This is a genomic window from Shewanella sp. A32, assembly GCF_029167175.1.
GTDB lineage: Bacteria > Pseudomonadota > Gammaproteobacteria > Enterobacterales > Shewanellaceae > Shewanella > Shewanella yunxiaonensis.
This window is the reverse complement of the sequence record NZ_JARFTS010000007.1, coordinates 20,978-47,598: the sequence shown is the minus strand read 5'-3', so window position 1 is coordinate 47,598 and position 26,621 is coordinate 20,978. Positions and strand designations below refer to the sequence as shown.

Here is a 26,621-nt window from a genome sequence, read left to right as displayed (position 1 = left end):
ATCATTTTACTATGACGCCCGAGCGTTGGCTGACGATAGTGGCGAGATCGTCGCGGCAAATTGTTGTAACAGTGTGTATCCAAAGTATTTTGCTGAAATTTTAAAAAATGACCTCATTCCACTGTGTTAATCGAATTTTCATCGCAGCTGATGCAGTGCCATTATGGAAAAGTCAATTAATGTATGCACCGTAATATCCTGCAACAATCCCCCACAAGAAAGCCCGCTCAGAATATGGTATAGATCCAGCCATGCTGGGCTTTAGCGAGATACTGACGTTTTTAATAGCGGGCTGAGTTGGGGGCTCGTTTATTGAACTTAAAGGTCTCAATAAAGTCACAGAACCATTCTACTAGATAGTGACCTTTGTCTGAGCATTTGGTGATACGGATAGATTGCGATGTCCGCTGGTTCACCGCGATGTTATTGCGGAGATGACATGCGGGTCACTCATATAAACAAGCCCGATGGATACGGTTCAGCAATGACAAATAACACGGTTGCCAAAAACACGAAAAGTCGTTCCCTGCTTATCATCACCCTGATTGTTTTGCTGGTGTTGGGGTGGCTGGGTTGGAAGCATTTCCATTCTGCCAGCACCGAAGCTGGCACTGCGCCGATGGCGCAAAAGCAATCTGCGGCGGCATCGTCATCACGTCGGGGGCCGCCGGGCATGTTCAGCCGTGGGCCAAATGCCGTATATGTTGGCACGGCTGCCACGCAGAATGTGGATGTCTATTTGAAAGCCCTCGGCACCGTGATCGCCAATCGTACGGTGACGGTCACTAGTCGTGTTACCGGTGAACTGCAACAGGTGTTCTTTGAAGAAGGCCAGTATGTGGAAAAGGGGCAGCGTCTGGCGCAGATAGATGATCGCAGTTACCAGGCCACCTTAGCGCAATATCAAGGCTCGTTAGCACAGAATCAGGCATTGCTGCAAAGCGCTGAAGTCACCCTGAAACGCTACCAGGGATTGTTTGCGCAGGATTCCTTATCGCAGCAAGATCTGCAGGATCAGATTGCCACCGTCGGCCAGTATCGTGGCGCGGTAAAAGCGGATGAAGCCCAAGTGGCATCGGCAAAGCTGAATATCGACTACGCCAATATCCATGCGCCGGTCAGTGGTTATGTCGGCTTACGTTTGGTCGATCCGGGAAATCTGGTGTCTGCCGATAGCACCGAAATCGTCACCGTTACGCAGACAGATCCGATTGCCGCTACGTTCAGTATTCCGCAGGCACAGTTACAACCGGTACTCACTGGGCTGCGCGCCGGTGAGGCATTCCCTGTTTATGCTTACGATCAGAACGGCAGTGCCCAAATTGCTCAAGGTACACTCAAGTACATCAGTAACCAGATCGATACCAATACCGGCACGGTTAAGCTGAAAGCCACTTTCGACAATAAAGCGGAAAAACTTTATCCGAATCAATTTGTCAATATTGAGCTGAAGCTGAAGACGCTGGCAAACGCCATCGTGATCCCGAAAGCGGCGTTACAGCTTAGCGATAATGGCGATTTTGTGTTTGTGGTCGGTCAGGATGCCAAGGTTGAAAAACGCCAGGTAACGGCAGGCCCGAACGCCGATGACGATAATATCGTGATCCTCAAAGGCGTTAAAGTGGGTGAACAGGTGGTAACTACCGGCATGGATAACCTGTCCAATGGTGCGCAAGTGAAAGTGCTCACTCAGCAACAGGATCGTTCATGAATCCGTCTCAGCTATTTATCCGACGCCCGGTTGCCACCATTCTGTTAATGGTGGCAGTGCTGCTTTCCGGCTTGGTGGCCTATAAACAACTGTCGGTGTCGGCATTGCCGGAAGTGGATTATCCGACCATTCAGGTGACCACCTTGTATCCCGGCGCCAGCCCAGATGTGATGGCAACGTCAGTCACCGCACCGTTAGAGCGCGAGCTGGGCGAAATGTCCGGGTTGAGTCAGATGTATTCCACCAGTTCTGGCGGCGCGTCGATTATCACCCTGAAATTCGAGTTGTCGTTATCGCTGGACGTGGCCGAACAAGAGGTGCAGGCGGCCATTAACTCGGCCGATAGTCTGTTACCTAGCGATCTGCCTAATCCGCCCACTTATAAAAAGGTGAACCCGGCCGACAGTGCGGTTCTGACCATAGCCGCGACTTCCGATACGTTGCCGCTGACCAAAGTGCAGGATCTGCTGAACTCGCGCATTGCCCTGAAGTTATCGCAGATCTCCGGTGTGGGATTGGTATCGTTAGCGGGAGGACATAAGCCCGCGGTGAGAATTAAAGCCGACCCGCAGGCGCTGGCGGCACATAAGTTGTCGCTGGAAGATATTTACACGCTGATCAATAACAGCAACGTCAATGGTTCCAAAGGCGGTTTTGACAGCAAATATCACTCCATCAGTATTGATGCCAATGATCAGCTGCGCAGTGCCGATGAATACGCCAACCTGATCCTCAAATACGAAAATGGCTCACCGCTGCGCTTGAAGGACATTGCCAGCGTCGAGGATGGCACCGAAAACCAGTACCTGTTAGCGACTGCTAACGGAAAACCGGCCATTATCATGCAGATCAAACGCCAGCCGGGCGCTAACGTGATCAGTGTGGTGGATCGGATTAAAGCCAGCCTGCCGCAGCTGGAAACACTGCTGCCCGACAGCGTGCATCTCACCATTTTATCAGACCGTACTCAGACCATCCGTGCCTCGATTGATGATGTCCAGTTTGAACTGATGCTGTCAGTGGCATTGGTGATCATGGTGACCTTCCTGTTCCTGAGAACGATTGCCGCTACCTTGATCCCCAGTGTCGCGGTACCGTTATCCTTGATCGGCACCTTTGGCGTGATGTATCTGGCGGGGTTCAGTCTCAACAACCTCAGCTTGATGGCGCTGACTATTGCTACCGGGTTTGTGATTGACGATGCGATTGTGGTGGTGGAAAACATTTCCCGTCATTTGGAGAAAGGTGCATCCCCGATGGAAGCTGCCTTAAAAGGCTCCAAAGAGATTGGCTTCACCATTATCTCGCTGACGTTTTCCTTGATTGCAGTATTGATCCCGTTGCTGTTTATGGGCGACGTGGTGGGGCGGTTGTTCCGTGAATTCGCCATTACCTTGTCGGTATCGATTTTGGTGTCGATGGTGGTATCGCTGACGCTCACGCCCATGTTGTGCGCCTACTTGCTGCGCCATATCCCGGAAACTGAGCAGACCCGCTTTTATAAGAAAGGCGGAGAACTGTTCGATCGCTTGCTCAACGGCTATGACCGCTGGTTGACGGTGGTATTGGATCATCAGCGCCTGGCATTGACTGCGGTGGCAGGAATTTTGGTGCTAACGGTATTGCTGTATATGGTGATCCCGCACGGATTTTTTCCGTCACAGGACACCGGCATGATCCGCGGCACCACGATTGCCACTGCCGATGTGTCTTATAGCGAGATGGCCAAACGCCAGCAGCAGATGGTGCAACGTCTGATGCAAGATCCGGATGTGAAAACCATCAGCTCCACTATTGGGGTGGACGGCGATAACAATATTAGTCTCAACCGTGGCTCGTTGCAGATCAGCCTAGTGGGGTTTGAGTCCCGCAGTGACCGGGCGCCAGCAATCATTAAACGTTTAGCGGCAACCGTGGCTGACATTCCCGGCATTGAGCTGTACTTGCAGCCAGTGCAGGATCTGACGGTAGATGATCAACTCACGCCGAGCCAGTACCAATTTACCCTAGATGATACCGACAGCAGCCAGTTAGCAACCTGGACGCCAAAACTGGTCGCTGCATTAAAACAGCAACCAGGCTTTGAAAACGTGGTCAGCAATCTGGATAACCAGGGGCGGGTAAGCTATGTGACAATCAACCGCGAGGTTGCCGCCCGCTATGGCATTACTGCCTCAGATGTCGATACCGCCTTGTATAACGCTTATGGTCAACGGCTGATCTCGACGATCTTCACGCAGGCGAATCAGTATCGGGTGGTATTGGAAGTCGCACCGCAATTTCAGAAAAGTCCTGAGAATCTTAGTGACATCTACATTGCGGGGACTAGTACCAGCAGCACAACTACGGCTTCTACCTCCACCTCCAGTGTCAGTACCACGCCAATGGTGCGTTTGACCGATGTAGCTACAGTGACCCAGAAAACCGGCTCGCTGATGAAGGCGCGTTTAGGACAGATCCCAGCTGTCACAGTCTCCTTTGACCTGGCAGATGGTTATGCCCTAGAGCACGCTCAACAAGCGATCGCCGAGACATTGAAATCGTTGCAGGTGCCAGAACGCATCACTCTGACCTATCAGGGCTCCGCGGAAGCCTTTAGCAAATCATCCAGCAATACCCTGTATCTAATCCTCGCAGCCGTGGTCACCATGTACATTGTTCTGGGGATTCTGTACGAGAGTTTTATTCATCCGGTGACCATTTTGTCCACACTCCCGACCGCGGCTATCGGCGCATTTCTGGCCTTGCTGTTCAACAATACCGAATTCAGCCTGATTGCGCTGATCGGGGTGATCCTATTGATTGGTATTGTGAAGAAAAATGCCATTATGATGATCGACTTTGCGCTGGAGGCAGAGCAAGTGGAGCACCTGTCGCCGCGGAACGCGATCCATCAAGCCTGTTTATTGCGTTTCCGTCCGATATTGATGACCACCATGGCAGCGCTGTTAGGGGCCTTGCCTTTGATGCTGGCACACGGCTCCGGGGCCGAATTGCGCCAGCCGATGGGCTTGGTGATTGTGGGCGGGCTTATCTGCAGTCAGTTGCTGACGCTGTTTTCTACGCCTGTCATCTATTTGCTGTTTGACCGTTTTGCGCGTCACCGCCATGTGCCGATGAATGGAGACGCGTAATGAACTTCTCGCGGCTGTTTATCTTTCGACCGGTGGCTACCTGGCTGCTGACCATGGCGCTGATCATGGCCGGGGTGCTCGGCTTTAGATTGCTGCCCGTATCCACATTGCCATCGGTGTCATTTCCGGTGATTGTGGTGTCGGCTAGCCTTGCCGGTGCCAGCCCGAAAACCATGGCCGCAACCGTTGCCACTCCATTGGAAAGAGCGCTGGGACAAATCGCCGGGGTCAATGAAATGACCTCATCCAGCTCTCAGGGCACTACCAGTATTGTGTTGCAGTTTGACCTGAATCGCGACATTGACGGTGCTGCCCGCGATGTGCAAGCGGCGATAAATGCGGCTCGCAGTCTGTTACCGAGTTCCATGCCCAACTTACCGACTTACCGTAAGATGAATCCGTCTTCGGCACCGGTCATGATGTTGGCACTGACCTCTGACAAACAAACCGCGGCTGAGTTGTACGATTTTGCCGCCAGTAATCTGGAAACCCGCATTTCACAGGTGCAGGGGGTCGGCTCTGTGTCTATCTTCGGGAGTTCGTTACCGGCTGTGCGGGTTGATCTGCATCCACAGGCACTGACTCATTACGGCATTTCACTCGACACGGTGCGTCAGGCGATCACCAACGCTACCTCACATGGTCCGAAAGGCATTATCCAGACTGAGCGTTATGCCTGGGCTATCAACAGTAATGATCAATTGCAGGATGCTGCTGACTATAAAAAACTGGTCATCACTTATGTGAACGGTGCGGCTATCCATCTTGGCGATGTCGCCGATGTGTATAACGGTGTGCAGGACGAGTACAACATCGGTTACTACAACGGTAAGCCAGCCATTAACATCGCGGTGATGTTAGCTTCCGGCGCTAATATGCTGGCAACCATTGATACCGTCAAAGCGCAGTTGCCGTTGTTTCAAAAGTTATTGCCAGAACAGACTCAGCTGGTGGTGTCGATGGATCGCTCGCCCACCATTCGATCATCGCTGCATGAAACGGAAAATACGCTGATCATTGCCGTGTGTCTGGTGATTGCGGTGGTGTTTGTCTTTTTGCGTAACGGCCGCGCCTTGTTGATCCCGGCACTGGCATTGCCGATCTCGATTATCGGTACCTTTGCGGTGATGTATCTGCTGGGCTATAGCCTGGATAACCTGTCGCTGATGGCACTGATTGTGGCCACCGGCTTTGTAGTCGATGACGCTATTGTTGTGCTGGAGAACGTTTCCCGGCATCTTGAAGCGGGATATGGGCCGGTGCGTGCGGCGCTGCGTGGTTCTAAAGAGGTCGGTTTTACCGTGTTGTCGATGACCTTGTCGCTGGTGGCGGTGTTTATTCCGCTGCTGCTGATGGGGGGCATCGTCGGTCGCTTGTTCCGCGAGTTTGCCGTGACACTGACCGTGTCATTGCTGATCTCCATGCTGGTGTCGCTGACGCTGACACCGATGCTGTGTTCCCGCATTTTACGTCGGCAAACCCTGTCTTCGACGCCCAACCGTCTCTATCGCGCCATTGAAAGATTTTTGGCCGCAATGCATCGGGGATACCAGACATCGCTGCACTTTGTCCTGAAACATCGACGGCTGACGTTGCTGAGTTTGTTAATTACCATCATGTTTAACTTCTACCTGTATGCCGTGGTGCAGAAGGGCTTTTTTCCCACCCAGGATACCGGGATTATTTTTGGCAGCTTGCGTTCCGATCAAAGCACATCCTTTGCGATGATGAAACCACGGCTGAAAAAATACTCCGAGATGATCCAGTCCGACCCAGCAGTTGCCAGCGTGATGGGCTCTATTGGTAGTGGCCGTCATGGCTCACGTAACGAAGCACGTTTCTTCATCAGACTGAAACCGTACTCAGAGCGTACCGCCAGTGCCTCAGAAGTGGCTAATCGCTTGTATCAAAAGGCGTTGCAATATGCTGACGGACGGCTTTTCCTGCGCGCAGCTAGTGATTTGCGTTTTGGTGGCCGCAGCGCTGATGCCAGCTATCAGCTTAGCTTGCAGGCGGATGATCTGGATCTGCTGGAAATCTGGGCGCCCAAAGTACAGGATGCGCTGTCGGCCTTGCCAGAATTAAGCGGGGTCGATTCTGACTTAAAAGTGGGTGGGCAGGAAGTGCGGTTAGTGATTGACCGTGATGCTGCGAAACAGCAAGGGATCTCGGTGAGAGATCTCGACATGTTGCTGAACAACTCCTTTAGCCAACGTCAGGTTGCCACCTTATACCAATCGCTGAATCAATATTATGTGGTGATGGGCCTTACCAAGGATTACACCGGCGATTCTGAAGTGCTGCAAAATATGCACATCGTGAATAGCAGCGGTGATGTCATCCCTATCAGTGCTTTTACCCACGTTGTCAGCGGTAACGCACCATTAGCGGTGGCGCACCAGGGACATTCGGCTACCGTGACCATCGCATTTAATACCAATGACGGCTATACCCTGGCGCAGGCGCAACAGGCCATTCAAACGGCGCTGCAGAAAATTGCGCTGCCAACAACCGTGGCTGCCAGTTATGCCGGTAATGCCCAGATGGCACAGAGCTTCATCAGCAATATTCCGTTGCTGATCCTGGCGGCACTGGTGGCGGTGTATATCGTGCTTGGGATGTTGTACGAGAGCTATGTACAGCCACTGACCATTCTGTCGACCTTGCCGTCTGCGGGGATTGGGGCGCTGATCCTGATGCAGCTGACCAGTACCCCATTAACCGTGGTTGCGCTGATCGGTATTTTATTGTTGATCGGCATCGTGAAGAAAAACGCGATCATGATGATTGACTTTGCCCTGGATGCCCAACGCTCCAAAGGCTTGACGGCTGAGGAGGCGATTTTTGAAGCCTGTATCAAGCGCTTCCGCCCCATTTTAATGACCTCTCTGGCGGCATTTTTCGGCGCCCTGCCGATGGCGCTGGACAGTGGTGGTGATGCCGATTTACGGCGTCCATTAGGGATTGCAATTTGTGGCGGTCTGGTGATCAGCCAGATCCTGACACTGTACACTACCCCGGTGGTGTATCTGTACATGGATCGCATGAGTCAGGCCTCCCGCCGCTTGTGGCACCGTATTATTCGCCGTGACAACGGCACCCGTGAGCCCATGCACTTAGGTGAATAAGTTGATGATAGTAAAAAAATTCACATTAACTGGCGTTAGCGCCGCACTGTTATTGCTGTCAGGATGCGCTGTCGGCCCTGATTATCAACGTCCAGAGGCGCCAACTAGCCTGCAATACAAAGAAGCCCAGGGCTGGAGCCAATCGCAGCCACAGGATCAACAGCAAAAGGGTGAATGGTGGGCGGTGTATCAGGACCCGCAATTGTCATCCTTGCTACAACAGGTCGCTATCAATAACCAGAATGTTGCGCAATATGCAGCGCAATATGCGCAAGCTAAGGCGATGGCGAAGGCCGCGGGGGCGGATCTGTATCCACAGCTTGATCTGGGCACTTCGGTTACCCGTTCCGGCAGTTCGGCGGCGGTTGCCAATAGCATGAAGGTGAGCGGCAGTGCCAGTTGGGAGTTGGATCTCTGGGGTAAACTGCGTCGTACTCGCGAAGAGCAAACCGCATCGGCGCAAGCCAGTGCCGCCGATTTAGCCAATGCCTTGTTAAGTGCGCAGTCAGAGTTAGCGCAGAACTACTTCCAGTTACGGATCTTGGATGCACGTATCGAGATGTACGATACCAACATCAAAATCTACAGTAAGTATCTGACCGTTGTCGAAAATCAGTATAAAGCGGGGATGTCATCCAAAGCGGATGTGGCGCAGGCTCGTAATCAGCTGCACAGTGTCGAAGCTTCGGAATACGACCTCACCTGGCAACGTGCGCAGTATGAACATGCCATTGCGGTATTGGTGGGTAAAGTGCCATCAACCTTTAAAATTGACCCGGCACCACTGAGCTATCATCTGCCACAGGTGCCTGGCAGCATCCCGTCGGCGTTATTACAACGACGTCCTGATATTGCTGCCGCGGAACGCAGTGTCGCCTCAGCGAATGCGGCAATTGGTGTTGCGATCGCGGGGTATTATCCAGATCTGACGTTATCGGCGACAGGTGGTTACCAAAGCAGTACGTGGTCGGATCTTTTCAGCTTGCCATCGCGTGTCTGGTCTATTGGCCCAGAATTAAGCGGCTCCGTACTGGATTTTGGTCGCAACAGCGCTGAAGTCGATAACGCCCGCGCGGCTTATGACGCCTCGGTGGCGAGCTATCGTCAGACCGTGTTGTCAGCTTTTGCCGAAGTTGAAGATTATCTGGCGGAAACCGCCGCGCTGCAGAAGCAGATGGTCGCACAAAAGCTGGCAACGGATGCCGCCATGGAATCGGCTAAAGTCACCATGAATCAGTATCAGGCCGGGATGATCAGCTATCTGAATGCGGCAACCACCGAGGCCACCAGTCTCAATTCACAGCAGAATCTGTTGTCGCTGGTTGGCACTCAATTGCTCACCAGCGTAAAACTGATCGCCGCCCTCGGTGGCGGTTGGGATGTGCAACAGTTGCCAGCAACAGAATAAGCGGACAAATACCGCCGTTGCTGATAATTGTAGTGTGGTAAAAATGTAAGGAGCTTCAGTGCAGATAACCAAAGCGACCATGGCCGATCTCGATACCATTATGGCGATTTATGAACACGCTAAAGCGTTTATGGTCGTAACAGGGAACGGTGGACAGTGGGCTGATGGTTATCCGCAGCGAGAGTTGATTGCTGCAGGTATCACAAAAGGTCACTGTTACCTGTGTCTGGATGATGGGGAAACTGTCGCCACCTTTTATTTTGCGGTGGAACAGGAGCCTACTTATCAGCACCTTGATGGCGGTGAATGGCTCAACGATCTGCCCTATGGCGTGCTGCATCGGATTGCGGTGCGTAGTAACAAAAAGGGTATCGCCACCTATTGCCTGGAGTGGTGTTTTGCGCAGACCGGCAACATGCGTATCGATACCCATGAGAATAACGCGCCGATGCGGCGGGTGATTGACAAAAACGGCTACCAGTATTGCGGCATCATCTATGTGCGCGATGGCACGCCGCGGATGGCTTTTCAGAAAACCGCCAGTTAGCCGATGGATTTGCCGTTATGGCCGGTTAACCCCAAATTTCTCGGCAATGGCGCGGATCACTTGTCGTTCTTCACGAATGAAATCCTCTAATGCCTGCGCTACCGGTGACAGTTTCTTGCCGCGTGGATGCACTAAACACCAGCTGCGTAACAATGGCATGGCTTTAATGGGCAGTTCGATGATGGAGCCATCCTGCAATTCCCGGTACACACAGTGTCTTGGCACAAAGGCAATGCCAAGACCGGCAATAACCCCTTCACGTTGTGCTTCATGCGAATTAAATTCCATGATGTGGTTGAAATGAATGCGTTTTTGTTGGAAAAACTCTTCACATGCTTTGCGCGTACCGGAGCCATTTTCGCGGCTGAGCAGCGTATAAGCGGGGAGCGCATCAAGCGAGAGGGGGCCCGGTTGCTCCGCCAGTGGGTGACGCGGATTGGCTACCGCAATAATCGGGTTTTTCAGGAACGGCATAAATTCCAGCGATAACTCTTCCGGTACGTTAGTCATGATCACTAAATCATCGCGGTTTTCATTCATCCGCTTCAACAGCTGTGAACGGTTGAACACATTCAAGGTTGAGTGGATATCCGGGTGACGTTGCTGAAAGCTCGCGAGAATATGGGGCAATAAATATTTAGCGCTGGATTCGGCAGCAATCCGCAGATTGCCTTTCAAGGTGCCGCGTAACTCCGACAATTGCATATCCAGCTCGTCCAATCGCTGAAAAATATCGTTCGTTGTACGAAACAAATGTTCTGCGGCATCAGTGAGATATAACTTTTTGCCAATATACTCAAACAAGGGTTCTTCAACGAGTTCTTCCAGCAAGCGTATTTGCTGACTTACCGCGGGTTGCGTGAGCCCCAGCAGGTCTGCGGTGCGGCTGTAAGAAAGTTGTTCACAGACGGTACGGAACACTTGCAGCTGCCGCAAAGTGATCCTCATGTAGGAATTTCTCACGATTTTTCTCAATAGATAACTTATTCCTTATAGTAAACCAAATAAATATTAATTTTAATTATTTCAGAAATGGAAGTACGGTTTATCGTCCATGGATCATCCAAGTTAATAATGAATGAGGTCACTATTTGTGATTAAAAAAATCCTAATTGCCAACCGGGGTGAAATTGCCGTGCGCATCATCCGGGCTTGTGCAGAAATGGGTATCCGTTCGGTGGCCGTGTATTCCGATGCTGATCGTCATGCGTTGCATGTGAAGCGTGCTGATGAAGCGTATAGTTTGGGCGACGATCCTTTAGCAGGTTATCTGAGTCCGCAACGTCTGGTGAGTTTGGCAGTGGAAGCGGGCTGTGACGCATTGCATCCCGGTTATGGTTTTCTGTCTGAAAATCCGCAACTGGCAGAGTTGTGTGCTGAACATGGTGTTAAGTTTATCGGTCCAGATGCAGAAATTATCCGGCGTATGGGCGATAAAACTGAGGCACGTCGTACCATGATGGCGGCGGGTGTCCCCTGCACACCTGGTACTGAAGGTAACCTGAAAGATCTCGCAGAAGCTTTGCAAGAAGCAGAACGCATCGGGTATCCGGTGATGTTAAAAGCCACTTCTGGTGGCGGTGGACGTGGGATCCGCCGCTGTAACAGTAGTGAAGAACTCACGCAGCAGTTTCCGCGCGTGATTTCTGAAGCGACTAAAGCCTTTGGTTCCGCTGAAGTATTTCTGGAAAAGTGCATTATCAACCCTAAGCATATTGAAGCGCAGATCCTGGCAGATAGCTTAGGCAATACCGTGCACCTGTTTGAGCGTGACTGTTCAATTCAGCGCCGGAACCAGAAGTTGATCGAAATTGCGCCCAGTACTCAGCTGACACCGGAACAACGCGCTTATATCGGAAAAATGGCGGTACGTGCGGCGCAGGCAGTGAACTACGAGAACGCAGGTACCGTAGAATTTCTGCTGTCCGGTGATGAAATCTACTTTATGGAGATGAACACTCGGGTACAGGTGGAGCACACCATTACTGAGCAGATCACTGGTATTGATATTGTGCGCGAGCAGATCCGCATTGCGTCTGGCTTGCCACTGTCAGTGAAGCAGGAAGATATCCGCCATCGCGGCTTTGCGCTGCAGTTCCGTATTAACGCGGAAGATCCCAAAAATAATTTTTTCCCATCCTTCGGTCGTATTACCCGTTACTACGCACCGGGCGGCCCTGGTGTGCGCACTGATACTGCGATTTATACCGGTTATGTCATTCCACCGTATTACGACTCTATGTGTCTGAAATTGGTGGTGTGGGCGCTTAACTGGGAAGACGCACTGGACCGCAGCTTGCGGGCGCTGGATGACATGCGGGTGCAAGGGGTGAAAACCACCGCGCCTTACTATTCGCAGATCCTACGTAATCCGGAATTCCGCACTGGTCAATTTAATACCAGTTTTGTGGAGGAGCATCCGGAACTGATGGATTACTCAGAAAAACGTCGTCCGGAACAACTGGCGTTAGCAATTGCGGCAGCGATTGCAGCGAATGCCGGCTTATAACTGATGATTGCCGACAGTTAGGCTGTCGGCTCAGGAAGAAGAACACATGAGCAAGAAAATCACTGTTACCGAAACCGCGCTGCGTGATGCCCACCAGTCTCTGCTGGCGACTCGGATGCGAACCGAAGATATGCTGCCGATCTGCCCGAAACTGGATAAGGTGGGCTTCTGGTCGCTGGAAGTCTGGGGTGGCGCAACCTTTGACGCATGTTTGCGGTTTTTGAAGGAAGACCCGTGGGAGCGTCTTCGTCAGTTGCGTAAAGCATTACCTAACACCCGTTTGCAGATGTTACTGCGAGGTCAGAACCTGCTGGGCTATCGTCATTACAGTGACGACGTAGTGGCGGCGTTCGTCAAACACTCCGCTGAAAACGGCATTGATGTTTTCCGCGTATTTGATGCCATGAACGACGTGCGTAACCTGAAGACCGCCATTGAAGCGGTGAAGCTGTCTGGTAAACATGCACAGGGCACTATCTGTTACACCACCAGTCCAGTGCACACCACTGAGAAGTTTGTGCAACAGGCGCGTGAGATGGTGGCATTGGGTATCGATTCCATCGCGGTGAAGGATATGGCGGGCTTGTTGACCCCATATGCGACCGGCGAATTGGTCAAAGCCCTGAAAGACAATTTCGATCTGCCGGTATTCGTGCACTCTCATGATACTGCTGGTGTGGCAGCAATGTGTCAGCTGAAAGCGATTGAAAACGGCGCTGATAATATTGATACCGCTATCGGCAGTATGGCGTGGGGCACCAGTCATCCCGGCACAGAATCGATGGTGGCAGCATTGCGCGGCACTGAATACGACACAGGCTTGGATCTGGTAGCGTTGCAGGAAATCAGCAGCTACTTCTATGAAGTGCGTAAGAAATACCATCAGTTTGAAAGCGTATACACTGGCGTTGATACCCGCGTGCAGGTCAATCAGGTCCCAGGTGGCATGATGTCTAACTTGGCAAACCAGTTGAAAGAGCAGGGGGCATTGGATCGGATCAATGAAGTGTTTGCTGAGATCCCCAAAGTCCGTGAAGACTTAGGCTTTCCTCCACTGGTGACACCAACCTCACAGATTGTAGGTACCCAGGCGGTATTTAACGTGTTGGCTGGTGAGCGTTACAAGACCATCACCAATGAAGTGAAACTGTATCTGCAGGGGCGTTACGGTAAAGCACCGAGTGCCATCAATAAAGAGCTGCAACAGCGAGCCATTGGCAAGGAAGAGATCATCGATGTTCGCCCTGCAGATCTGTTGAAACCCGAGTTAGAAGGACTGCGGGCGGACGTGGGTTCGTTGGCCACCTCTGAGGAAGATGTGCTGACCTTTGCCATGTTCCCGGAAATTGGCCGTAAGTTCCTGCTGGAACGTGCTGAAGGCACATTGGAGCCCGAACCATTACTGCCGATTACCAACACCGCTGCCGGTGCTGTACCACAGACTGAAGGAATTCCGACCGAATTTGTTATCGATGTGCATGGCGAAACCTACCATATCGATATCACCGGTGTAGGCATTAAGAGTGCCAGCAAGCGTCATTTCTATATGTCGATTGATGGATTCCCTGAAGAAGTCGTCTTTGAACCATTAAACGAGCTGGTGGCTGACAATGGTAAGCGTAAGCAGGCGAGTGGTCCGGGTGATGTCACCACCACTATGCCAGGCAACATTGTGGACGTGCTGGTGAAGGTCGGTGATCATGTTACTGTCGGGCAGGCATTGCTGGTCACTGAAGCAATGAAGATGGAATCTGAAGTGACTGCGCCAGTTGCCGGTGAAGTGAAAGCTATCTATGTGAAGAAGGGCGATCGCATCAATCCTGGTGAAGTACTGGTCGAAATCGTCGGCTAGTTTGCACGGCACTGACAAGCAATAGGGTCAGTGTCTGTGAGTCACAACAGCTTTATGAAGGCACTATCCCGTTATTTAGCGAGATGGTGCCTTTCTGTTATTGGCCTTGTGGTAGCGGTCGCATAGCGGCTGTGAGGATTTGGTATGCCGCATTAACCCGCGCGGTGTTGGGGTAGTATTTGTTGGCTAGGATCACTATGCCGGCGTGTTGGCTGGGAATAAACGCAACATAAGCACCAAAGCCGCCGGTTGAACCGGTTTTATTCACCCACACTTGCTGAGATTGTAAAGAGGGCGACAATGGGGTTATTGGGTGCGGTTGTAGTATGGTTTCTGCGGCATTTCCTTGCAGCAATGTCTGCAATGTCACTGGATAGGGATAAAGCTCCCATGCTAGCCCCTGGATGAGCGAGCTGGCCCGGTAGTAACCTGTCTTAGTGTTATTGAGTGCCGTCTGGATTTCGTGAGCCAGAGAGAGTTCTCCCATGTTGGCCTGAATATAACGCACCATATCCGCACTGGTAGATTTGATGCCATACGCTTCAGCATCAAGCACTCCTGGGTTGACTCTTACTGCCTTACCTTCGGCGTTGTAACCATAGGCGTACTGCGCCATTTTATCTTTAGGAACGTCGATGTAACTGTTTGTCATGCCAACGTTTTTAAAAATATGCTGCGCAACCAACTGTCGGTAATCCGCGTGTAAACTCAAGGCGCTGATATAACCAAAAAGTCCGATACTAGGGTTGGAATATTGTCTTTGGGTTGCTGCCGGGAATATGGGTTGCCAGTCATGGAAGTAAGCCAGCATCTGTTGCTGATTGGTCACGGTGTCGGGGAATTGCAGTGGTAGCCCACCGGCAGTATACGTCGCCAGGTCGATGAGCTTAGTATTGCCAATTACACTGCCACTGAGTTCTGGCAAATAACGGGACACTTTATCGTTGAACCATAGCCGCCCCTGTTGCTCGGCATAACAGGCGAGTGTAGCGGCAAAGGTCTTGCTCACCGAACCCAATTCAAACAAGGTATTTTCAGTCACCGGTGTGTTACTTTGTTGGTCGGCTAAACCATAGCTGAAATAATGCACCATCCCGTTAACCGTCAAGCCAAAAGCCATTCCGGGGATTTGGTATTGGTTCATCAACCATGCAGCTTGTGCGTCGACCACCGGTTTAATCGCGTCAATTGGCTGGGTTGTGGCAGCCGCAGAAATACTGACGCTGGTGAAAAGCAGAGAGAGCATCAGTGCTGACAGCAAAGTGGCGCGTTTCATCGATAGTTCCCTTGTCAGAAGCGGTAAGCGGCCGTGAGTGTCGAAATCTCATAGTACAAACTCCTGTTGTCAGCGCAAAGTTGCATTTAAACGGTAGAGCGTTAGCGCAGCTTCGCAACCATCAGCGTTCGTGATAGTGTCTGCGAATAACCTGAAACACAGGAGATTCATAGATGGATTTAGCATTACAGGGCAAGACCATGATGGTCGCTGCGGCCAGTAAGGGAATAGGCTACGCCATTGCACTGCAGTGTGCGCGGGAGGGGGCTAACGTCTCTATAGCCAGTCGTGATCCCGTAGCGATCGCCGCTGCCGCAGAGCAGATTGCCGCGCAAACGGGGGCGCGGGTTAAAGGCTACAGTTTTGATGCCAAGGATGTTGCAAGCATTGATGCCTGGGTGCACGCCACGCTGGAAGATTTCGGGCCGGTATCGGGATTGGTAGTGAATGCGGGCGGGCCACCTCCTGGACAATTTGAACAGTTTAGTGACGATGATTGGCGGGCAGCTTTCGAGCTGACACTAATGAGTGCGGTGCGGCTAATTCGTGGTGTGTTGCCCTCCATGAAATCTTTGGGGGGCGGTTCGGTGGTGGCGGTGACTTCATCCTCGGTGAAAGAACCGATTGATATTCTGTTGCTATCCAACGTGATGCGCTCCGGCGTAACCTCACTGCTGAAAAGCCTGTCACAGCAGTACGCGGCGGACAATATTCGCTTCAACAACATGATGCCGGGCCTTATCAATACCGATCGCCTTACCGGGCTCAATATAAAGCGCGCACAAGTCCTGAATATCTCAGCCGACGAAGTGAGGCAGCAACAGGAAGCAGAACTGCCGATGCGTCGCTATGGAGAGCCGCAAGAATTTGCAAATGCTGCGGCATTTTTATTGTCGCCAGCGGCCAGTTATATCACGGGGGTCACTTTGGCCGTGGATGGCGGCAAGATAAAAACAGTGTGGTAATTTTTAGGGGTTTATTGTGAAACTTGCAATATTGCAAACAGACGTGCTACATCCAGAATTTTTGCAACAATATCATGGTTATGGGTCGATGTTTCAGCAGATGTTCGCCAGCGCTGGCATTGCCGTCGAAAGTGAAATTTTCAGTGTGATTGAGGGCATTTACCCCCAAGAACCAGAGGTGTTTGATGCCATGCTGGTTACGGGGTCGAAAGCCGATGCCTATAGCGAATTGCCGTGGATTAATACCTTGTCGGACTATTTGCGAAGCCGTTATGCCGCAGGACAAAAGCTGTTGGGGATCTGTTTCGGTCATCAACTGCTGGCGCATGCCTTGGGTGGCAAGGCTCAACGAGCAGAAAATGGCTGGGGTGTCGGGGTAATGGACTATCAGTGGTGCCATCGGCCGCAATGGCTGCATGCAAACACCAATGATTTCAAACTCATCTGCAGCCATCGCGATCAGGTCACGCAATTGCCTGAAGGCGCAACCTTACTGGCGAGTAACGATTTTTGCCCAATCGCGGCATTTAATATTGGCGATTTGGTCCTCACCTTTCAGGGGCATCCGGAATTTGTACCCGAGTATGGTAAAGCACTGTTGGAAAAACGGCGGGTCGATATTGGTGAGCAAAAAACTGCACAGGCACTGATCAGCTATCAGCAGCCACATGATGGGCTGGCAATTGCTGCGGTGATGGCAGATTTTATTCTTGCTTGAGTGCTAACAGCAAAAAGGTCAGCACGATGCTGACCTATTTTGTCGATGTTGTCGGTTAGTTTTTGCTGTTCAGGCTTGCTGCAGTTCGGCGCTACGATAATGATCCTGCATGGTATAAGAACGGGCATACAGGGCAAAAATCAGTGCTGCCAGCAGCGCAAATCCGGCGAAGAAAAACATCTGAAAGGCGGTAACACTGATACCGGTTTCTGCAATCTTGGCAGTGACGGCATCGCTTTTGACGCTGGCGTTGGCAAGCAATACCCACAGGTTGCCGACGGTTACCGACAGTGTCCAGAAACTCATGATGCTGCCTTTCATCGATTTCGGTGCCTGACTGTAAGCGAATTCCAGTCCGGTGGCTGATACCAGAACTTCTCCAAAGGTGAGCAACGCGTAGGGCAGTACCTGCCAGGTAATCGACATCACGTTGCCACCATCCATCGCTAATTGAATGGTGCCGATGACAATCCAAGATACACCAGAAAACGCAATACCGGCGCCCATTTTACGCAGGGCGTTTAATTGCAATCCGGCGCGGTGCAGGAGTGGATACAGTACGAAATTGTTAAACGGGATAAACAGCATTACCAATAGCGGGTTTAGCGCTTGCATCATCGCCGGTTCGAACCACTCCGGTTTCGCCATATTGTTGGCCTGTAAGATCCAGGTCGAGGCCTTCTGATCAAACAGTGACCAAAAGGGCGTTACTAGCGCAAACAGGATCAGAATCCGAAATACGGCTTTTACACCATCAACCGATTCTGCGGGATGATGTTGCCGTGCCCGTTGCAGTTGCATTGAGGCCCCTACGCCAACAAATCCCATCAGCAGCACCAGCGCCAGACACAAGCTGGTAACCAATCCGAGCACGGTAAATTGGCTTAACGCGAATAATGCCAGCAGTATGCCGATGATGCTCAACCACAGACCTTTATTGGTCTGTCCCGGCTGTGGCGTCAGGATGGCGCTTTTGATCACTGGCAAAAAGCCGTGGGGATCATGGGCGTCCGGTTCAATATGGACATAACGCTTACGCGCATACCAGAAGAACACGGTGGCAATAAACATCAGTACCCCGGGGATGCCGAACGCCACTGATGGTCCCCAGAATTTCAGGATCAATGGCATCGATAACGAGGCGAAAAACGAACCAAAGTTAATGGTGAAATAAAACATGTCGAAGGCCTTTTGTGCCAATGACTTGTTATTTTGATCAAATTGATCGCCCATGAATGACGACACCAAGGGTTTAATACCGCCGGAGCCCAGGGCAATTAAAAACAACCCGGAATAAAAGCCGGTTTTGCTGGTTTCAAAAATGGCGAGGCAGGCGTGACCGATGACATAAACAATACTCAGCCACAGGATCGTATGGTATTTTCCAAAGAAACGGTCGGCGATCCAACCGCCTAACAACGGGAAGAAATACACGCCAATAACAAATGAGTGAAATACGTTTTTGGCTTCCCCCTGGCGCAGTTCTTCTGGTACTGACAGCAGCAAGGCCGTCATCAGAAAAGGGGTGAGAATATTGCGCATGCCGTAAAAACTGAAGCGCTCACAGGCTTCACTGGCAATGATAAACGGGATCTGGCGCGGCCAGCTTCCAGTGGAAGTCGATGCCATGGTTATCCTTGTCGTTATAGTTAGTGAGAGACAGGTGATACCCAGTCCACCCGGAATCGCTCATCTGCTCGATGGGCCGAGGCATCAATGCAAACGGCTTTTATAACCAGAGTTTCTGAAAATTAAATGAAAACGGTTGAGCATAAGGTAATGCGCTATTTATCTCGCTTACCGCGATTACATTCATAACAAAGGATCTGCAGGTTATTGATATCCAGTGCCAGATCCGGATAACGGGAGCGTGGCAGAATATGATCCACTTCCACAGCAATGCCGTGTTCGGCAGCGCTGCGATGGCACAAAGCACAGCGGTGTTCGCGGCTATTCAATACTTGGTAACGTAAATCTTGCCACGCTCGCGACAGATAAAAGTTGGTTGAAGGTTTGGGGGCGTAGTCGCTGAGTTGTTCTATATCCTGAAACGCTTGATAGCCTGATGCCGCAGAGAAATAACTGGCACTGATATCTGCGTGCTGCTGATTTTTCAGCAGCCATTTATAGATGCTACGTTTAGCGCTTTCTTCGCTTTGATAATGGCGGCTGCGGTGACTATCACCGATACGATAGGTGACCTGAAGGGTAAGCTGCATTTACACTCCCTGTTGATAAACGTCTCTGAACATCAACATAACATGCTGCGTCTTAGCGCGAAATCGCTATCAGCATAGCAGCCTAAGCATTTATCGTTGTTACAGCGTGTCCGATTCTGGGTTGCTTTCAGAAATCAACAATGATCTTGTGGCTGCATGATGACAAATTGCCTCATCTTCCGATGACACGTTTTATGACAATTAAAAGGCTCATTTCTGTCATCGTTTGCCGTTATACTGTTCGCTCAAATTGACCTATCGTTCTGATAATCAGTTAATCAATATGAAAAAACATGTGATATCCCTGTGGGGATTTTTATCGGTAGCATTGCTATCCGTGGCTTTTTCCGCTGCTGCGGCCACTCCGAATATGGCAGAACCCACGGTGGTTATGATGTCGCTCGATGGATTCCGCTGGGATTACATTGAAAAATATCATGCGACAAATCTGGCGGCGATTGCTGCCAATGGTGTCCGAGCCGAACAGTTGCGTCCGGCATATCCAACTAAGACTTTTCCTAATCATCTGACCTTGATCACCGGCTTGTACCCGGTGCATCACGGCATTGTTGATAACCGTTTTTGTGATAAAGAGCGTCAGCAGTGCTACAAGATGGGGATGGGAAAAGAGGATTCCACCTGGTTGTCAGGGATCCCTTTGTGGAACTTAGCCGAGATAAATGGGGTTAAAGCTGCCACCTATTTTTGGCCAGAGTCTGATGCCAGAATCAATGGTATGACACCCTCTTATTACTATCACTATTCGCAAAAGTCGGACTATCAGGCGCGAATCGACCAGATTATTGACTGGCTCAAATTACCGCCAGCCGCTCGTCCTCACTTTATCGCGGGATATTTCTCATTAGTGGATACGATGGGCCATGATTTTGGTCCTGACTCAGGACAAGTTGCACAAGCCGTTGCCAAAGTTGACACACTGATCGGCCGCTTGCGCGCTGGTATTAAGCAGCTTGATTATCCGGTAAATCTTATCGTGCTGGCAGATCATGGCATGACCGCTATTGATAACCAAAAAGCCTTTGATTATCGGCAATTGTCCATTGACGAACAAAAGTTTCAGGTTGTCAATGCTTCGACTCGGTTACTGCTTTACGCTAAACCAGCAGTAACTCAGCCGGATATCAGTGCGTTAAGGCAACAGCTGAAGCAGGTGGCTAATGGTCATTATCGGGTGTTGACCGAAGACTATTTGCAAGCTCGCCATTACACCGATAGTCCCCGCGTGGCGGACATTATTCTCGAAGTTGATGCCCCTAGCTATTTCACTGCCAAACCACTGGCTGAACGTCATGGCGGTGGTAATCATGGCTACAGCTACATCAAAGATATGGGCGCATTATTTGTTGCTGAAGGGCCAGCATTTAAGCAGGGGGTTATGTTACCTGCCTTTGATAATGTCAGTGTCTATCCACTGGTGGCGCATATTTTAGGTTTACCGATTACCCATCCTGTCGATGGCACTATTACCCCGTTACTGCCGGCATTGAACCAGTAACTATTTTTGAAAGATAGAGATATGAGGAACTGATGAAAGCATTGATCTCCGTACTGCCGCTGGTATTCGTTGCGGCCACCTCCTTTGCTAAGACAACACCTGAAACTAGTGAGTTAGTTACCCAGAATACCCAGTCTGTCCTGTGGATGCAGAATGCTGGGGAATACCGAGCATTATGTTACCAGGCATACAATACAGCGCAGATGGCATTTGATGCGGCTAAAGCGACCCAGAAAGGGAAATTGGCGGTGATGGTCGATCTGGATGAAACCATGCTGGACAACTCTCCGTATGCGGCTTGGCAGATCCAACACCAGCAACCGTTTGCTTCAAGCAGTTGGGATAACTGGGTCAATGCTGTACAGACCCCGGCTTTGCATGGCGCTGTGGCTTTTGCCAAATATGTGACTGACAATGGTGGCACCATGTTTTACGTATCAAATCGCTCAGATCGCACTTTTGCAGCCACTAAAGCTAATCTGATCAAGGATGGTTTTCCGAATGTCAGTGATTTCACCCTGCGGCTGAAAAAGGACACTTCTGATAAAGCGCCACGGATGCAATCGATTGAGGCGGATGGTTATAAGGTTGTGCTGTTTCTGGGGGATAATCTGAATGATTTCCCGGAATTAAATACTTATCACAAATTGAATGCTGACCGTAATGCCGCCGTAGATGCCCATCAGCAACAGTTTGGCCGACACTTTATTTTGCTGCCAAATCCTTCCTATGGTGATTGGGAGCCCGGTTTGGGTAAAGGCTATTATCAATTGAGCGAACAGCAGAAAGCTCAATTGCGTAACGACAGTTTGAAACCGTGGAATGGGCAGTAAGCTCACCATTGAAGTAAGGTACAAACAAAACCCCGGCAAAGCGCCGGGGTTTTGTTTAAAGTGTGCTAATCACTTTGCGGTGGGGGTTATTTTCAATGTGAGCCAAACCAGTCGGTGATCTGATGATGCACTGCGGTTTGCTACTAGACGGAATAACGGATCGACTTTAGTCGGCCAGAATACACCACCATCAATCACCTTAAAGCCCTGTTTTGAGGGTAAGACGTAGTCGGCTCGTTCCTTCCAAGATGCGGTGTAGTATTTGGCGGCGGTTACTCCTGGGACATATTCTGCCCCCCCGTCACTTTGTGGCTCAAAGCTGCCATTAACTCTCGGGTGGTCCAATAGCTGACGCACTGCACCACTTTGTTCGGCCGTTTTATATGGCGCCGAGTTCATATCGCCTAACAGCACAAACCGCACATCATCAGGCAATGAGCGCTGATGACCATGATCGTCAACGATATAATCCGCCGTCTCGCCACCGGTCAGATAATCTGCCCATAAGCGGATTTCATCATGATTTCTATGGCCATTACGATCTTCAGGACCATCAAAAACTGGTGGCGTTGGATGGGCGGCTAAGATGTGCAGCCACTGGCCATTTACATTCACCGGTATGTCCCAATGCGATTTGGAGGATAAACGTAATGCTCGCCATTGTTCTTCGTTATACCAGTATTGACCCGTTGTCGGATCGACTGGACGTTGTGCGCCTGGCATGGCCGACCATTTCAACATCTGGAAGGTCCTGACGTTGGCACTATCTATTGGATAGCGTGACAGTAATACCATGCCATATTGGCCTGGATACCAGCCGAAACCCCAGGCATCGGCACCTTTGCCGGACGCTACTCCATCATGATCCAGATCGAATGGTGATGGTTCACCGGTGTTTACCGGCGCCAGGTAATAATAGGGGTAGTCAATGGCGGCCGCACCTTGATGTGGCTGATGCAGATAACGTTTGATAAAGGCTTCTACGCCTTGCTTCGGGTCGGGGATATAGTCAAATTCATTGAGTAAAACGATATCTGGACGCACTCGCTGCAGGATCTCAGCGATGTTGCAGATCTGCGCATTGTCATTAATTTGTAACAAAGTATTTAATGCGCCTGGCGTCGGTATTTTCTGCCCTTTAGCAAGATAATTGCCCCCCTCCATACTGACATTAAATGTGGCAACTTTAAGGGTGTTCAAATCGCCTGCCATCGCCATTCCTCCTTGAAAAAACATATAAAACAGACAGATATTTTTGAACACATTAATGGGGTGACAATTCATGCGCTCCTCGAAAGGCATTTTGTTGCAGAAATAGGCGTAACGTTAATTTGCCGGCTAAAAAATAAACAATTGTTTGTTTGTTGTGGGTGTGTTAAACAAAAGTGTAATGCGTCTGTGGTATAAAACGCATCCGCTGACCAAGTTTTACGGACATTTAAGGACATTGAAACTGGTCAGCGGTTTGATTACGAAATTAAAGGTTTATGTAACAAACATCAAATAATAAAACTCAGGGGATCAAATGATGATTCAGGGATTTACCAAAAGCCGTCTGGCCCTCGCCATGGCATTGGCTCTCGGTGCGTCTACAATGGCCTTTGCTGCTGATACTACGTCTTCTATGCGTGGTGTTATCACTGGTCCAGATGGCAAACCAGCGCCAAACACTAAAATCACACTTATTCACCAACCTTCTGGCACAGTGACTGAAGTCACCACTAACGAAACCGGTACATTCAGTGCCTCAGGTTTGCGTGTTGGTGGCCCTTATGAAGTGATTGTGGATTCTGATGTTTACCAGGATGCTGTTAAGGAAGACATCTATCTGCAATTGGGTCAGACCTACCGTTTTAATGAACAGCTGACTGCTTCGCAGAATGTAGAACGCATTACCGTGACTGGCAACCAGGTTGCGTATTCATCTAATGCAGGCAGTAGCAGCACTTTTGGCAGTGATGCTATCCAGAATTCTCCTTCCTTTAACCGTGATATGAAGGATATTTTGCGCCAGAATCCTTTGGCAACTTCATTAGGTGGTGCAAATAACGAATTTACCGTTGCAGGGGCTAACCCTCGCTTTAACGGTATCAACGTTGACGGCGTAGGTCTAAATGATGACTTTGGTCTTAACGGTAATGGCTATCCGACCCAACGCTCACCTGTATCTCTTGATGCAATCGACCAAATTTCAATTGATGCTAATCCATTTGATGCTAAATACGGTGGTTTTAGCGGTGCTCGTGTTAATGCAGTAACTAAATCCGGTACCAATGAATTTCATGGCGGTTTGTTCTATGAAAAGACATCTGATAGCTGGGCCGGTGACTACGATGCCTATGAAAAAAATGATGATGGTTCGTATAGTACGGTTAGCAAGGATGTCCAAGGTGTAAAAAGTGATACATGGGGAGTCCATGTCGGTGGCCCTTTGATCAAGGACAAACTGTTCTTTTTTGCTAACTATGAAAAATTTGATCAGCCGATAGTTTCAGAGTACGGTCCAGCCGGTTCTGGAGCAGCTAAAAGTACGGGTTTTACAGAAGCTCAATTAGAACAAGTAAGGCAGATTGCTAAAGACCGTTATGGTATCGATGATATTGGTGATTGGCAGGGCAATCCCAAGGAAAAAGACGAAAAGATTCTGGTTAAGTTAGACTGGAATATTAACGATATTCATCGCGCATCTTTTACTTACAGCAGTGATGAAAGTAACTCTATTAATGCAATGAGTACAGGTGCATCATCGCTAAATTTGACCAGTGATTGGTATGATTATCAGCAAAACATGAAGTCGTATGCATTTCATCTCTATTCAGACTGGACTTCAGACTTTACTACTGAATTTGCTGTGTCTTATAAAGATGTTGAGTCGATATCGGGTACCGTTGCCAGCGATTTCGGTGAAATTAATATTGATAATGATCCATCGCTAAATGCTAAAGGTAATCCTGTAAATGGTGATTACCTTGTTTTTGGTCCTGACGAATATCGTCACTCTAACTATTTAAAAACAAAAACCTGGCGAGCGAATTTTGATGCATCATATCTGCTTGCTGACCATAAATTAGGCTTTGGTGTTCAGTATGAGCGCTTAGATGTATTTAACCTGTTTGTTAACCCATCATTGGGTAAATGGACCTTTAATAGTATTGAAGAGTTTGCTGCTGGCACCGGTAGTCTTTACTATAAAAACGCTATTACTAATAACCCTGATGATGGTGCTGCTGCTCTCGTTATGGGAACTTATGCAACTTACATTCAAGACAACTGGGCGCTGACTGACACTATTGATGTAAATTATGGTGTGCGCTATGAGCGTATTTTTGCTAATGATACCCCTGAATTTAACCAAAAATTTTATGACCGTTATGGTTTCTCTAACCAGGAAAATCTTGATGGTAAAGATATTTGGTTACCACGTGCAGGGCTGACTTGGTATGCCACAGATGCTCTGACTGTTCATGCTGGTGTTGGCCGGTTCTCTGGTGGACAGCCTAATGTATGGATAGCTAACTCTTTTAGTAATAATGGTATTAATGTCGATACTCTGACACAAACGATAACTGATGCAACCTCTCTTGCTGTGCCGCAGAGTATGAAAGATCAACTCGCTGCAAAAAGTCCAGATGGTGAGACTGATGCTATTGATCCTAACTTCAAGTTACCATCAGAATGGCGTTACAGTGTTGGTTATGATTATCAGTTTGATATTCCTTACTTTGGTGATGCCTGGACTTGGTCTGCACAGTATATTCATACTCAGAAACAAGACTCTTTAGCTTGGCGAGATTTGAATCGTGAACCTAGTGGAAACTACACTGCTGATGGCAGAATCATATATCAGCCAGTGGATGAGACCTTTCCTAATCACTATGATATTTTGATGACTAATGCTGATAAAGATGGACATTCAAATATCATTACGACAAGCCTGAGCAAAAAATGGGATAGCGGTGTTAATTTAACTGCGTCCTATACACATCAAGATATTAATGAAGGTAACACTGGTACTAGTTCCCAGGCAGCATCTAATTATAAGTATGATGTGGTTGTTAACCGTAATGTGGATTATATGGGAACAGGTAACTATGAAATAAAGCATAGCTTTAAAGTTAACCTCGGTTATACCCATCAATTCGTTGCGGGTTACGATACCCGGGTAGATCTGTTCTTTGAACGTCGTTCTGGTCAACCATACGGTTGGTTAATGGGAACCTATCATGATCAGAGCCTAGGTGATGAGTATTACATCTCTGGTTATAATGCCTATACTCCATACATCCCATCAGGTGCAGATGATCCAAATGTTACATATGCCGGTGGTTTAGATTATCAAACATTTATGGATCAATATGTGAAACCAGCTGGTCTTGAAAAATATGCCGGTAGTTATGTTCCTAAAAACGCTAGTACTAAACCGTGGGTAACAACTTTGGATTTGTCTTTCTCACAGGAAATTCCTGGATTTATGAAAGATCACAAAGGTGTTTTGTATTTTACCATCCAAAACTTGGCAAATTTGTTGAACAAAGATTGGGGACATCAGTATGATTTGTCTGGCTCCAGTAATTACAATAAAGAATTTGCGAATGCGACTTGGGATGCAAATGGCGTCTTGGTATACAGTCCAAACTCTCGTTCCATTATTGGTTCGAAAGATGATCCTGTAAGTACTTATCAGCTTCATACAGAAGACTCAGTTTGGTACCTGAAAGTCGGTGTTAAATACACCTTCTAATTCAGTTGCTTGAATCTGAAAAAGCCCGGCATTTATTCGCCGGGCTTTTTTTTATGAGTTAAGT

Annotated in this window: 17 protein-coding genes; 12 read left to right on the top strand and 5 right to left on the bottom strand. The window is 49.5% G+C overall.

Translation table 11 applies throughout. The features are described 5' to 3' along the window. The first annotated feature begins 484 nt into the window (after window positions 1–484). The 5 genes from PY479_RS07475 to PY479_RS07455 are packed head-to-tail and all read left to right on the top strand — an operon-like array spanning window position 485 to window position 9,928. Window positions 485–1,711: an MdtA/MuxA family multidrug efflux RND transporter periplasmic adaptor subunit gene (locus PY479_RS07475; protein ID WP_212594461.1), complete on the top strand. Its 1,227-nt coding sequence runs from the start codon at window positions 485–487 to the stop codon at window positions 1,709–1,711. Then, window positions 1,708–4,845, top strand: a complete 3,138-nt coding sequence (locus PY479_RS07470; protein WP_275483379.1) for a multidrug efflux RND transporter permease subunit — start codon at window positions 1,708–1,710, stop codon at window positions 4,843–4,845. Before PY479_RS07475 ends, PY479_RS07470 begins: the two co-directional genes overlap by 4 nt. Continuing rightward, a complete protein-coding gene (locus PY479_RS07465) occupies window positions 4,845–7,973 on the top strand; it encodes an efflux RND transporter permease subunit (protein ID WP_275483378.1) in 3,129 nt (1,042 codons plus the stop codon). Before PY479_RS07470 ends, PY479_RS07465 begins: the two co-directional genes overlap by 1 nt. Window positions 7,974–7,977: 4 nt before the next feature. Continuing rightward, window positions 7,978–9,381, top strand: coding sequence for an efflux transporter outer membrane subunit (locus PY479_RS07460; RefSeq protein WP_275483377.1), 1,404 nt, complete (start codon window positions 7,978–7,980; stop codon window positions 9,379–9,381). Between the two features lie 58 nt (window positions 9,382–9,439). Further along, on the top strand, window positions 9,440–9,928 hold the full coding sequence (locus PY479_RS07455) for a GNAT family protein (protein WP_275483376.1): 489 nt from the start codon (window positions 9,440–9,442) through the stop codon (window positions 9,926–9,928). Between the two features lie 15 nt (window positions 9,929–9,943). Here PY479_RS07455 and PY479_RS07450 read toward each other — a convergent pair whose 3' ends face one another. Further along, window positions 9,944–10,891 (bottom strand): LysR family transcriptional regulator, encoded by a 948-nt coding sequence (locus tag PY479_RS07450; RefSeq protein ID WP_275483375.1) that lies wholly within the window; start codon window positions 10,889–10,891, stop codon window positions 9,944–9,946. A gap of 130 nt (window positions 10,892–11,021) precedes the next feature. On the opposite strand from PY479_RS07450, the gene PY479_RS07445 reads away from it, so the two are divergent. Together PY479_RS07445 and oadA are read left to right on the top strand one after the other, a co-directional pair. After that, window positions 11,022–12,437, top strand: coding sequence for an acetyl-CoA carboxylase biotin carboxylase subunit (locus PY479_RS07445; protein WP_212594456.1), 1,416 nt, complete (start codon window positions 11,022–11,024; stop codon window positions 12,435–12,437). Window positions 12,438–12,483: 46 nt separating this feature from the next. Then, the gene (gene oadA, locus PY479_RS07440) at window positions 12,484–14,289 is read left to right on the top strand and encodes a sodium-extruding oxaloacetate decarboxylase subunit alpha (RefSeq protein WP_275483374.1); all 1,806 of its coding nucleotides are present in this window, start codon (window positions 12,484–12,486) and stop codon (window positions 14,287–14,289) included. 97 nt (window positions 14,290–14,386) lie between these two features. Here oadA and ampC read toward each other — a convergent pair whose 3' ends face one another. Further along, window positions 14,387–15,565: a class C beta-lactamase gene (gene ampC / locus PY479_RS07435; RefSeq protein WP_275483373.1), complete on the bottom strand. Its 1,179-nt coding sequence runs from the start codon at window positions 15,563–15,565 to the stop codon at window positions 14,387–14,389. Window positions 15,566–15,738: 173 nt separating this feature from the next. Between ampC and PY479_RS07430 the strand changes: the two genes are divergently transcribed. Next, window positions 15,739–16,530 carry an SDR family oxidoreductase gene (locus tag PY479_RS07430; protein WP_275483372.1) on the top strand — a complete coding sequence of 264 codons (792 nt, stop codon included), beginning with the start codon at window positions 15,739–15,741 and terminating at the stop codon, window positions 16,528–16,530. Between the two features lie 16 nt (window positions 16,531–16,546). Beyond that, entirely contained in the window at window positions 16,547–17,248 is a 702-nt protein-coding gene (locus PY479_RS07425) for an amidotransferase (protein ID WP_212594452.1), read from the top strand. Between the two features lie 69 nt (window positions 17,249–17,317). On the opposite strand, the gene PY479_RS07420 is transcribed toward PY479_RS07425, so the two are convergent. Both PY479_RS07420 and PY479_RS07415 read right to left on the bottom strand, forming a co-directional pair. Then, window positions 17,318–18,877, bottom strand: a complete 1,560-nt coding sequence (locus PY479_RS07420; RefSeq protein ID WP_275483371.1) for an oligopeptide:H+ symporter — start codon at window positions 18,875–18,877, stop codon at window positions 17,318–17,320. A 155-nt stretch (window positions 18,878–19,032) separates the two neighbouring features. Then, window positions 19,033–19,467, bottom strand: coding sequence for an HNH endonuclease (locus PY479_RS07415; protein WP_275483370.1), 435 nt, complete (start codon window positions 19,465–19,467; stop codon window positions 19,033–19,035). A gap of 283 nt (window positions 19,468–19,750) precedes the next feature. Between PY479_RS07415 and PY479_RS07410 the strand changes: the two genes are divergently transcribed. After that, the gene (locus tag PY479_RS07410) at window positions 19,751–20,983 is read left to right on the top strand and encodes an ectonucleotide pyrophosphatase/phosphodiesterase (protein ID WP_275483369.1); all 1,233 of its coding nucleotides are present in this window, start codon (window positions 19,751–19,753) and stop codon (window positions 20,981–20,983) included. Window positions 20,984–21,015: 32 nt separating this feature from the next. Then, window positions 21,016–21,816, top strand: coding sequence for a 5'-nucleotidase, lipoprotein e(P4) family (locus tag PY479_RS07405; protein ID WP_212594448.1), 801 nt, complete (start codon window positions 21,016–21,018; stop codon window positions 21,814–21,816). 69 nt (window positions 21,817–21,885) lie between these two features. Here PY479_RS07405 and PY479_RS07400 read toward each other — a convergent pair whose 3' ends face one another. Then, the gene (locus PY479_RS07400) at window positions 21,886–23,028 is read right to left on the bottom strand and encodes an endonuclease/exonuclease/phosphatase family protein (RefSeq protein WP_275483368.1); all 1,143 of its coding nucleotides are present in this window, start codon (window positions 23,026–23,028) and stop codon (window positions 21,886–21,888) included. Between the two features lie 313 nt (window positions 23,029–23,341). On the opposite strand from PY479_RS07400, the gene PY479_RS07395 reads away from it, so the two are divergent. Then, window positions 23,342–26,557: a TonB-dependent receptor gene (locus PY479_RS07395; protein WP_275483367.1), complete on the top strand. Its 3,216-nt coding sequence runs from the start codon at window positions 23,342–23,344 to the stop codon at window positions 26,555–26,557. Window positions 26,558–26,621 lie beyond the last annotated feature (64 nt).

Coding starts and splice junctions, on each gene's coding strand:
- PY479_RS07475 (WP_212594461.1), top strand. CDS start 485: ATGACAAATAACACGGTTGCCAAAAACACGAAAAGTCGTTCCCTGCTT.
- PY479_RS07470 (WP_275483379.1), top strand. CDS start 1,708: ATGAATCCGTCTCAGCTATTTATCCGACGCCCGGTTGCCACCATTCTG.
- PY479_RS07465 (WP_275483378.1), top strand. CDS start 4,845: ATGAACTTCTCGCGGCTGTTTATCTTTCGACCGGTGGCTACCTGGCTG.
- PY479_RS07460 (WP_275483377.1), top strand. CDS start 7,978: ATGATAGTAAAAAAATTCACATTAACTGGCGTTAGCGCCGCACTGTTA.
- oadA (WP_275483374.1), top strand. CDS start 12,484: ATGAGCAAGAAAATCACTGTTACCGAAACCGCGCTGCGTGATGCCCAC.
- ampC (WP_275483373.1), bottom strand. CDS start 15,565: ATGAAACGCGCCACTTTGCTGTCAGCACTGATGCTCTCTCTGCTTTTC.
- PY479_RS07430 (WP_275483372.1), top strand. CDS start 15,739: ATGGATTTAGCATTACAGGGCAAGACCATGATGGTCGCTGCGGCCAGT.
- PY479_RS07420 (WP_275483371.1), bottom strand. CDS start 18,877: ATGGCATCGACTTCCACTGGAAGCTGGCCGCGCCAGATCCCGTTTATC.
- PY479_RS07415 (WP_275483370.1), bottom strand. CDS start 19,467: ATGCAGCTTACCCTTCAGGTCACCTATCGTATCGGTGATAGTCACCGC.
- PY479_RS07410 (WP_275483369.1), top strand. CDS start 19,751: ATGAAAAAACATGTGATATCCCTGTGGGGATTTTTATCGGTAGCATTG.
- PY479_RS07405 (WP_212594448.1), top strand. CDS start 21,016: ATGAAAGCATTGATCTCCGTACTGCCGCTGGTATTCGTTGCGGCCACC.
- PY479_RS07400 (WP_275483368.1), bottom strand. CDS start 23,028: ATGGCAGGCGATTTGAACACCCTTAAAGTTGCCACATTTAATGTCAGT.
- PY479_RS07395 (WP_275483367.1), top strand. CDS start 23,342: ATGATGATTCAGGGATTTACCAAAAGCCGTCTGGCCCTCGCCATGGCA.